6 protein-coding genes are annotated in these 5,571 nt (G+C 60.3%); 2 read left to right on the forward strand and 4 right to left on the reverse strand.

Translation table 11 applies throughout. From position 1 onward, the window contains the following. Positions 1–553 precede the first annotated feature (553 nt). Positions 554–688, reverse strand: coding sequence for a hypothetical protein (locus ACM6UT_RS22920; protein ID WP_416799590.1), 135 nt, complete (start codon positions 686–688; stop codon positions 554–556). A gap of 464 nt (positions 689–1,152) precedes the next feature. Between ACM6UT_RS22920 and ACM6UT_RS22925 the strand changes: the two genes are divergently transcribed. Next, positions 1,153–1,674: a DUF995 domain-containing protein gene (locus ACM6UT_RS22925; protein WP_416799591.1), complete on the forward strand. Its 522-nt coding sequence runs from the start codon at positions 1,153–1,155 to the stop codon at positions 1,672–1,674. Between the two features lie 135 nt (positions 1,675–1,809). Here ACM6UT_RS22925 and ACM6UT_RS22930 read toward each other — a convergent pair whose 3' ends face one another. After that, the gene (locus tag ACM6UT_RS22930) at positions 1,810–2,097 is read right to left on the reverse strand and encodes a hypothetical protein (protein ID WP_416799592.1); all 288 of its coding nucleotides are present in this window, start codon (positions 2,095–2,097) and stop codon (positions 1,810–1,812) included. 147 nt (positions 2,098–2,244) lie between these two features. After that, complete coding sequence (gene galE / locus ACM6UT_RS22935) at positions 2,245–3,237, reverse strand: UDP-glucose 4-epimerase GalE (protein WP_416799593.1); 993 nt, start codon at positions 3,235–3,237, stop codon at positions 2,245–2,247. A 258-nt stretch (positions 3,238–3,495) separates the two neighbouring features. Here galE and ACM6UT_RS22940 point away from each other — a divergent pair, with 258 nt between their 5' ends. After that, positions 3,496–4,461, forward strand: coding sequence for a glycoside hydrolase family 26 protein (locus ACM6UT_RS22940; protein ID WP_416799594.1), 966 nt, complete (start codon positions 3,496–3,498; stop codon positions 4,459–4,461). A 75-nt stretch (positions 4,462–4,536) separates the two neighbouring features. On the opposite strand, the gene ACM6UT_RS22945 is transcribed toward ACM6UT_RS22940, so the two are convergent. Next, positions 4,537–5,526, reverse strand: coding sequence for a glycoside hydrolase family 26 protein (locus ACM6UT_RS22945; protein WP_416799595.1), 990 nt, complete (start codon positions 5,524–5,526; stop codon positions 4,537–4,539). Between the last annotated feature and the right edge of the window lie 45 nt (positions 5,527–5,571).

The following is a 5,571-nucleotide window of genomic DNA, read 5'->3' on the forward strand; positions in this document are numbered from 1 at the left end:
CCTCGGGGACTTTCGTACGCCTGCCGGCGCCCGAAACTCTTCACGTAAGCGGTCTGTCCGCTTTTGCCCATTGTCATCGACAAATTGCCACCCAGCATCCGATCGTTTAAGTCACCTCACGGTCCCGAACCTGGGCCTAGAGCGAAGTTTGCCCCGCAGGCGACTACCAGCCAACGCAGGCACCGGTGAACCTGGCGGCCGATGCTGGCGGAGATACTGCTCGTCTGCCCGTAGCTGACGCCGCTGACGAAGCGTGATGGTCAGACCCCTGCCTGTCATAGGGCTTCGTACTGGGATCGAGTGCGGTCATGCGCCCTAAGTTTGCGGTGCGAGAAACCGCCCGACATGGTCTGGTACAAGGAGCCACAGGGTCATCGCCGCTCACTGACATGGGATGTTCCGAACGATGCGTCAGCAGCTTACCTTTGATCAGACTCGTTCTATCCTGATTCTGTCGCGGAGAGCTTTGGAAGCATAACGGGGCCCGCCGCGAGAATGATCGAGCCAATCACGGTCGATAGGACGGCGGTTGCTTCCAATCCAAGACCCGCGATCACACATATTCGCGGCCGTCGTCAAAACCCTCGACCTGGCGCTGCACCGAGCGAACCATGATCAGGCCGATGCCGAAGAAGCCAATGCCTTGCACAATGCCCTCCAGTACGCGGGACAGATCTCCGATCTCCATGCCGGTCTACGGCGGACCTACAACGAAAAGTGCTGCACCTACGGCCAGCAGCATGTGAGTCCGCACTCCGGCGCTTCTCCCCTTCCGCGCCCGCCGAGTTCACTTTTCTGTTGGCTTGGCCGGAATGACCGATGTGGGATGAGCCGCGGGCGCGGCAATAGCCCCGCTGTCGATCAATAATAGCCCCGCTGTCGATCAATAAATGTGCCTAATGCGCGAGCGGAGCAGAGGGAACGGGGCTAGAACCCATTCATGGTGATGCCTAGATGGGAGGACCTGGCTTCGGTATCCTGGGTCGCCGTAGGTCGATAGAGGACGGAGTTCGACTCAGTGGGCGTGTGATCATCTGGTCGGAGCTTCTTCCCCTTTGATGAGACCAACAGCGCGCCATGGAGACAATCCGCTGTCACTTTGCGGGAGAAGATGATATGAATGGCGGAGTGTTACTTCCTATCGAGCGCCCGATGAAGAACCTGTCCCGTTTCCAGGCTATTCGCATTGCCACAGTCGCGCTGACGCTTCTGGCAACGACCGTCGCCAATGCGGCGGATGTCATTGGCCAAGCGCCTGAACCGGCGGTGGAGTCACGCTCTCTGACAACCGACGAACTCTACGACATTTACGCCAACCGCACATGGGTCTGGGAGGACGGCGCGGGCTATTTCGAGGTCGCCGGCCGTCGCTTCACGGCTTTTACGAAGAGCGGACGCAGCGGAAGCTATGCCGACGGTCGGTGGTTTCTGACAAACCCGGGACGCGTCTGTTTTCGCGCGACCTGGTTTGCCGCGGACGGGAATGCCGAAGCAGTGACCTGTTTTGAGCACAAGACGGACGGCAATACCATATCGCAACGGCGCCTGCCTGACGGTGAGTGGTATGTCTTTAGCCATCTTCCCCCGAAGCGCGGCGACGAGATCCTCAAGCTGAAGGCCGGTAACCGAGTGGCCGCCGGCTTTGAGCGAAACAAGACGGCTCTTTCTCGATAGACAGACGCGCGGGCTGGCCGTGCTTTTGGCTGGCTATGTCGAGCATCGCCAACTGGCTGAAACTTTACCGCCTGCACATTCCCGACCCGAACCGGTGGTCTGCCATGGCGACTCGAGGTCGGGTTCCGTCGGAGGTCAGGTGCCGGCGCGTTCCCGGAGCATGCGCGCGCGCAAAACGCAGCGGCCCTTCTGGCCGAAGCCGCTCGGAATGCAGACATAGGCCGAGCCCGATTGGCGGACCTTGCCGCGCGCCGTGGGAAACAGCGGCTTTATCTTCGTGACCATCTTTGCTGCCGGAACGTCCTGGCTTCGAGCGAAGCTGGGCGCCGCCGTGAATGACAGGCAGGCTGCCGCGAGCGCGATCCTGAGCATGGCACCAGGAAGCATCTTGGGGAAACGATCGACGGGTGGGCTGTGGCTCATCAATTCATCCTCCGGAATGAGCGCCGCCGAAACTCTCGGCTTCCCAAACAGCCTAAGAGACGGACATTAACGTCGGCTCACATTGATCCAGGCAATTCTAATGAAACGCCATGGATGAACGCTTTTCCGGCTGGAGCAGGTGGGAACCTAGCCGCCTTGCTGCCTGGCTTTCTTCTTGAGGTGCCAGCGCCAGGCCGTATCGACAATCTCGCCGATCGAGCTGTGGGACGGCTGCCAGTTGAGAACGGTCCGCGCCCTCGACGGATCCGCCACCAGCATTGCCGGATCGCCTTCACGCCGTGCGCCGGATCGATAGGGTACCTCGAGACCCGTGGCAGTCCGCACCGCCTGGATGACCTGCATGACCGAGCAGCCGGCGCCGGTTCCCAGATTGAGCGCCTGCGACGCCTTCCCGGCGAAAAGCGCGTCGAGGGCCTTCACGTGGGCGTCGGCGAGGTCGGTGACGTGGATATAGTCCCGGATGCAGGTCCCATCGGGTGTGTCGTAGTCCGATCCGAAGACCGTAACGGGCTCGGCCTGACGATCTGCCGCGGTTAATACCAGCGGTATGATACGGGTCTCCGGATCGTGGTCTTCGCCGGTCTCGTTGTCGGGATCGGCGCCAGCGGCATTGAAAAAGCGCAGGGCGATCCATCGCAGGCCATGCGCAATCTCGAAATCCGACAAAATCCGTTCGACTATCAGCTTCGACATCCCGTAGGGATTGATCGGCCGCTGCGCGTCGGACTCGGTGATCGGCACCGTGTCGGGGATGCCATATGACGCGCAACTGCTCGAGAAGATCAGCCGCTTGACGCCCTGACCGAGCATTGCCTCGAGGAGAACGAGGCTGCCAGCGACATTGTTGTTGTAGTATTTGCCGGGGTCGGCCACCGATTCTCCCACATAGGCGTATGCCGCAAAATGCATCACCGCCTGCGGCCGATAGCGCGAGATGACCTCGTCGAGGCGCCGCCGATCGCGCGCGTCGCCATGCTCGAAGGGCCCCCAGCGTACGGCGCTGCGATGGCCATTGACCAGATTGTCGTAAGTGATCGGAAGATAGCCCCGTGCCGCGAGTTCCTTGCAGACATGAGAACCGATGTACCCGGCGCCGCCGGTAACGAGAATGTTCTTCATCTTGCACCGCCTGTCAAAGGGGTTACGCATGCGCGAATGTACGACAAAGGCGGGATGGGAGGCTACGGGATTTTTGTCTTAACCGAGGTGTAGGAAATCGGAAGGCGGCAGGCGAGCGGTAGCCCTGCGCTCGAAAGGGACTCAGCCACCAAGCATCCTCACGTACCCACAAACATGTGCGGCATTGCAGGAGGTGGGCTGATGTTCTATTTCTGGAACAGTTCGCCGTATGGTTGTGGCTTCACGAGGAGCTAGAGTGTGAGAGTCATCGTGACAGGGCTGATCTCGGCAACGGCCTTTGCTCTGGGCCTTCTGGTGTTCTGCCAAGTCCAGGCACAGCCCGAGGCCCCACCGGATGTGCGGGAGGCAATGCCACGGATTGCCCTTGGAGTCTACGATCCCCACAGCGAATTTTCCAGCGAGAACGCCGTCGATATCGAGCATATCTTCGTCTACTGGCAGGCGCTGGACATGCAGGCGTTGAAGGACCGGATGGCGTACGCCCGCCAACGCGGCCGTGACATGATCGTTACCGTGGAACCCTACACCAAGGCCGCCAATTGGCGCGATGGCGGAGAGCGGCTGTTCAGTGACATCACTGCGGGCAAGTTCGACGCGGAGATCGACACGCTCTGTAGTGCCCTGAACGCGTTCGACGGCCGCCTGTTTATCCGCTGGGGCCAGGAGATGGAGGACCCGACGGGGCGCTATCCCTGGGCAAGAGACGATAGCAACGGCTATAAGTCGGCCTATCGTTACTTCGTCGATTCATGCCGCGGCAAGCTACCGGAAGCTGAATTCATCTGGTCCCCGAAGGGTCTGCATAACCTCGCCGATTATTATCCCGGCGATGCCTATGTCGACTATATCGGCCTCGCTGTCTGGGGCAACCAAGGGGTGGACCGCGACCGTTACGGCGGCGAGCGCAGCTTTGAGCAGGCGTTCGAAGAGAAATACGACCGTGTCGCCCGCTTCGGCAAGCCAGTCTATATCGCCGAACTTGGTGTGGCCGGGGAGGCAGACTACCGGAGCGACTGGTTGAGAAGCCTTTATGAGAGCATTTTGGAGGGCGAGTTTGGCTTGCTGCGGGGCGTGATCTATTTCAACGACGAGGAGCCGCACCAATGGCCGATGGACTACGGCTCGCCCGACTGGCGGATCCAGCCTGGCTGGTTCTCCAACGCCCCGCGCCCCCCGGCCGCCGAAGACAAACCCGCTCACTGAAGCACCTGACAGCAGCACAAATGTAAAGCCGGCGTCACCGCCGGCTACTCTTTTTTCAATCCCGAAGCATGGCGCTCAGCGGCGCGCCGGACGTTGCGGGTAATTCGGTGCGTCACGGACAACACGCCAATTGGGCGTTCCGAGGCCATGCGGCCAAGGCCAGACTTCCTTGTCGTTGAAGTAGACCACCTCCTCGAGCGCAGGGTATTCTGGATATTTGAGGGTCGCTTGTTCGACCCATTTGGTGAGGTATTCCTCGCCGCCCTCATAGCCCAGTTCGGCCACCCATATCGGCATGCCGAACCCCGATGTCAGCTCGTACCCCTGCTTCACGCTCTCTGCGAAGGAGCGCGGAGCCCCGTATTCGATCTTGTCGAACGCCTCAAAGCCGAACACGCTAAGGCCAATGATGTCGACAAACTCGTCGCCTGGATAATAATCCTGCAGGCCTTTTTCGCCGCGTGGCGACCACATCATGCTTGCCTTCGGCAAGGTCTTCTTGACGATCGCGTGCATTCGCCGATACGCCTCGATATAGTCGGCCGGAGGCCACAGCGACCAGGTAAAGCGGCCGTAGGGGTTGTCCATCTCATGGGCCCAGCGGATTGTGATCGGGCATTTGAAGCCCGATATGGCATCGCAGATAGCCTGCATATTTGCGTCATAGTAACCGGAAAGGATCCGCCGGCGCAGCTGGTTGGACGAGACATTCCAGTCCAGGTCCCAGGACCAGGGCTCGATTGTGATGAGAATCTTACGACCGCGCTCGAAGGCATAGGCGTCGGCCATGCCCAGGCCCGAGAGATCAACGTCTTCCCAGGGCAGGAACAGATGTTCGGTGACAGTGCCCTTCTCGTCCTTGAAATCGCCATGGGGGTCATAAGCGCCGAAACGGGTTCCGTCCGGATGGACGATCGGACGCTTGTCCTTCATGACATTCCTGACAGGTGTCGTACCCTGTGCTTGCGAGGGGCCGGCGACAACCGCGAATGTTGCGCCACCCGCAAGTGCGGCGGCGGTGCGAAACATTCCGCGTCGGGAAATACTGATGCTCATCTCGCTCATTGTAGTGGCCCCCTAAATCCCCGGACACGATCTCCCACTTGTTAA

It is taken from the genome of Ciceribacter azotifigens (assembly GCF_048159625.1).
GTDB lineage: Bacteria > Pseudomonadota > Alphaproteobacteria > Rhizobiales > Rhizobiaceae > Allorhizobium > Allorhizobium azotifigens.

Coding starts and splice junctions, on each gene's coding strand:
- ACM6UT_RS22920 (WP_416799590.1), bottom strand. CDS start 688: ATGGAGATCGGAGATCTGTCCCGCGTACTGGAGGGCATTGTGCAAGGC.
- ACM6UT_RS22925 (WP_416799591.1), top strand. CDS start 1,153: ATGAAGAACCTGTCCCGTTTCCAGGCTATTCGCATTGCCACAGTCGCG.
- ACM6UT_RS22930 (WP_416799592.1), bottom strand. CDS start 2,097: ATGAGCCACAGCCCACCCGTCGATCGTTTCCCCAAGATGCTTCCTGGT.
- galE (WP_416799593.1), bottom strand. CDS start 3,237: ATGAAGAACATTCTCGTTACCGGCGGCGCCGGGTACATCGGTTCTCAT.
- ACM6UT_RS22945 (WP_416799595.1), bottom strand. CDS start 5,526: ATGAGCGAGATGAGCATCAGTATTTCCCGACGCGGAATGTTTCGCACC.